This window comes from Caulobacter sp. P1_B12_2 (assembly GCF_056406675.1).
Window position 1 is genome coordinate 1 of the sequence record NZ_JBFTZS010000474.1, and the last position, 3445, is coordinate 3445.

At 71.7% G+C, this 3445-nt stretch carries 4 protein-coding genes; all 4 read right to left on the reverse strand.

Annotation, left to right across the window (positions count from 1 at the left end):
• Positions 1-819 (reverse strand): ABC transporter permease (locus tag AC1DZ6_RS21720; RefSeq protein ID WP_477099208.1); only part of this gene is annotated, 819 nt, incomplete at its 3' end.
• Positions 819-1760, reverse strand: a complete 942-nt coding sequence (locus tag AC1DZ6_RS21725; RefSeq protein ID WP_477099205.1) for an ABC transporter ATP-binding protein — start codon at positions 1758-1760, stop codon at positions 819-821. The genes AC1DZ6_RS21720 and AC1DZ6_RS21725, both read right to left, overlap by 1 nt.
• The gene (locus AC1DZ6_RS21730; protein ID WP_477099206.1) at positions 1757-2650 is read right to left on the reverse strand and encodes a polyprenyl synthetase family protein; all 894 of its coding nucleotides are present in this window, start codon (positions 2648-2650) and stop codon (positions 1757-1759) included. Before AC1DZ6_RS21730 ends, AC1DZ6_RS21725 begins: the two co-directional genes overlap by 4 nt.
• 118 nt (positions 2651-2768) lie before the next feature.
• On the reverse strand, positions 2769-3284 hold the full coding sequence (locus AC1DZ6_RS21735) for a hypothetical protein (RefSeq protein ID WP_477099207.1): 516 nt from the start codon (positions 3282-3284) through the stop codon (positions 2769-2771).
• Positions 3285-3445 lie beyond the last annotated feature (161 nt).

Genomic DNA, 3445 nt, shown 5'->3' on the forward strand with positions numbered 1-3445 from the left:
GCTCAGCAGGGCCTGAGCCACGCCCTGGCCGATCAGGAACAGGAACTTGCCGCTGACCACCGGGCCCATGCCCGCCGTGCCGGCCAGCAGGCGGTCCGCCACGCCGGTGCTTTGCTCATTCATCAGGCCCAGCGCCCCCTGCATGGCCGAGAACAGGGCGAACAGGATCATCACCGCCCCGGCGTAGTAGGCGATCACCCCGCCGCCGGTCTTGGCGTTCTTGATCGCCTCGCGCTCGAAGAAACCGCCGTCGTCGTGGGTGGGCGTCTCGCGCATCAGGGCCGCGGCGCTTTCGGCGTTCTCGGCCTGCTCGTCGGTGTAGCCGCCCAGCGCCGGCTCCAACTGGCTGAGCGTGCGGCGCAAGGTGACGTCCGGCAGGGCGTCGGCCAGAACCTGCTGCACCCGGGCCTGGGCCAGGGGCGCGGCGACGGCGCGACTGGGGTCGGCGACGATCAGGAACGGCTTGTCRGCCGAGGCCGGATCGGCCCGGATCACCAGGCCGGCGTCGGCCTGCCCGGCCTTGACCCGCCGCCGCACCTCGTCGGCCGTCGCCGCCGTCTCGGCGCGGACCTCGGGCGAGCGAACCAGCGCCGCCGCCAGCCGGCCCGAGTCCGCCGTGCGGGCCGTGTCGGCCACCGCCAGCTTCAATTGAATGTCGTCGCCCGTCGTCCCGGCGAACACCGAGGAGAAGATCAGGAACACCAGCGGCGGGAGCAGGAAGGTCATCAGCAGGGCGCCGCGATCGCGCCACAGGTCCAGCGCCATCACCCGCACCATGGCGGCGATCTTCCAGAAGGCCCCTCTTCCAAGAGCAAGCATCACGCCGCCAGCTTCCGGTCGGCCACCAGGCTGAACAGATTGGCCAGGGACGGCTCGCGCACCCGGATCTCGCGCGGCGTCAGCCCCGCCTTGCGCAGGCGCTTGTCCAGCCTTGCCGCCGCCGCGTAGCCGTTGGCGTCCAGCCGCGTCCAGACCGTCGATCGCCCCGTCGGCTCCAGCCCCTCGGCGATCAGGCAAACCTCGCCGGCGGCGTCGACCTCCCCCGTCAGGTGGACCTGAACCTCCATCCGCTCGCCGAACGCCTCGGCGATCAGGGCGTGGGGCTGACCTTCCAGCACCAGCTGGCCTTCCCGCAGAAAGCCGACGCGGTCGGCCAGGGCGGCGGCCTGGTCCAGGTCGTGGGTGGTCATCAGCACCGCCACGCCCAGGTCGCGCAGCCCCCGGATCACGGCGTCCAGCGCCTCGCGGGCGTCCAGATCGACGCCGACGGTCGGCTCGTCCAGGATCAGCAGGCTGGGTTCGTGGACGATGGCGGCGGCGATGTTGGCCCGGCGCTTGTAGCCGCCCGACAGGTGCTTGATCGGCACGTGGGCGCGATCGATCGTCCGGGTCAGCTCCAGGGCGCGRCGCACGGCCGCCGCCACGCCCGCGCGCGGCACGTCGGCCAGGGCGGCGAAGGTCTGGATGTTCTCGGCCACCGTCAGGTTCGGATAGAGGGCGATCTCCTGGGGGACCAGCCCCAGGCCGGCCCGCGCGCCCGCCACGCGGGTGGGGTCGCGCCCCTTCAGCAGAACCACGCCTTGGTCAGGCCGGATGCGGCCGCAGATGGCGCGGATCAGGGTGGTCTTGCCTGCCCCGTTGGGGCCCAGCAGCGCGTAGATCTCGCCGGGGCGCAGCACCAGGTCGACACCGCGCAAGGCAGGCTTGCCGCCATAGGCGTGGACCGCGCCGCTCACCGTCAGGACGGGCTCGGCGGTCACGCCGCCGCCTTGCGCCGTGCAAAGAGGTCGCCGACGTAACGGCCCAGAAGATCGCCGCAGCCGACCCGGGCCAGGGCGCCGGAGGCCTTGGCCAAGTGCTCGTCCATGACCTGTCGGGCGCCCGTCAGACCCAGGGTGGAGACCACCGTGGCCATGGCCGCGTCCTTGCCCACGTCCTTGCCGGCCGCCTCGGTCGAGCCCTGGGCGTCGATCAGGTCGTCGCGAATCTGGAAGGCCAGGCCGATGTGGCGCGCGAAGACGCCCATCGCCTCGACCCCCGCTTCGGGCGCCCCGGCGACGATCGCCCCGCCCTGGGCGGCGGCGATGATCAGCACGCCGGTCTTCTCGTGATTGAGGCGGTCCAGCGCGGCCGGATCGCGTAGCTGGTCGCGGTCGAACAGGTCGCGGGCCTGGCCGGCGATCAGGCCCGAAAAGCCCACGGCCTGGGCCGCGCGGCCGGCCAGCTCGGCGCGCAGCGAGGCCGGCACGCCCTGGTCGGCGGCGATCACGGCGTAAGCCTGGTTCAGTAAGCCGACCCCGGCCAGGATCGCCGTGGCCTCGTCGAAGGCGCGGTGGATGGTCGGCAGACCGCGCCGCAGTCCCGCGTCGTCCATCGCCGGCAGGTCGTCGAGGATCAGCGAGGCGGCGTGGATCATCTCGAACGCGCAGGCCACGTCCAGGGCCGCCCCTTCGGGCGCGCCGAACTCGGCGGCGGCCAGCAGGGTCACCATCGGGCGGAAGCGTTTTCCGGGCGCCAGCAGCGAGTAGCGCACCGCCTCGACCAACTTGTCGGGCGCCGAGCCCACGGGCGGCGCCAGCTCAGCCAGCCGTCGGTCCACCCCGACGCGCAGGGCCTCGACTCTCTGCAAAAAGGCGGCGTGGTCGTCCATCTCGTGGGTCGCGACCGTTTGTGCACCCCGACGCGGGCGTCCTCATTTGAAGGCGCCCTCGTCGGGCGTCAACCGAAAGGTCCTCGCCTGAAAAGCGAGGGGCACGGACGAGCGTGGATCAGCCCCGGCAGAAGCCGAAGAAGCGCTTGATGGCGGCCCGCTCGGCCGCCGTGCGGGCGTCCTGCGGATAGGCCCTGTCCTCGACCTGGTTGATCAGGCCCGTCTTCTCGAAGGCGGCCAGCACCACGTCGCCCAGCGGGATTTGGCCGACTGCCTCCCAACCTCCGGTCATCTCGGACGAGGACAGTTTGACGGCATAGCGGCCCTGCGCCTTGCCGGACTGGAGACGCACCGTTCCGGGCCCTGCCTTGCCATGGGCCAGGTTCGTGTGAAACCCGATGGCGGGCGTCTTTCGGGCGCAGGAGAAGATGATCCCGACCACGTCGCTGTCGGGCAGGCCGTAGGCCAGCCGTTGTTCCTTTTCCGGCGTGGCGAAGGCGTTCCACTTCATGCCGTCGGGGGCCGGCGCGGCCTTTTGAGCGGTCATCGACATCGGCGGCGCGGTCGTCGAACACGCGCCCAGAACCACCGCGCTGGCGGCCAGCAGCAGCCACAACCCCTGACGCTTCATCATCCGTCCCCGTTCAGCCCACCGTCGATCTAGCCCCGTTCGACGCAAATGGCGACGGGCCACGGCCCGGGATGCGCCCCATGGACGGGTTCGGCGGCGCGAGGCAGGGTGGAGCCAGCTGGCCGGGGGCGGCGTTCAGGAGTGATGTCCATGAAACCCTTCCC

Bases quoted from the DNA above. Each gene is read 5' to 3' on its own strand.
- AC1DZ6_RS21730 (WP_477099206.1), bottom strand. From the start codon at position 2,650: ATGGACGACCACGCCGCCTTTTTGCAGAGAGTCGAGGCCCTGCGCGTC.
- AC1DZ6_RS21735 (WP_477099207.1), bottom strand. From the start codon at position 3,284: ATGATGAAGCGTCAGGGGTTGTGGCTGCTGCTGGCCGCCAGCGCGGTG.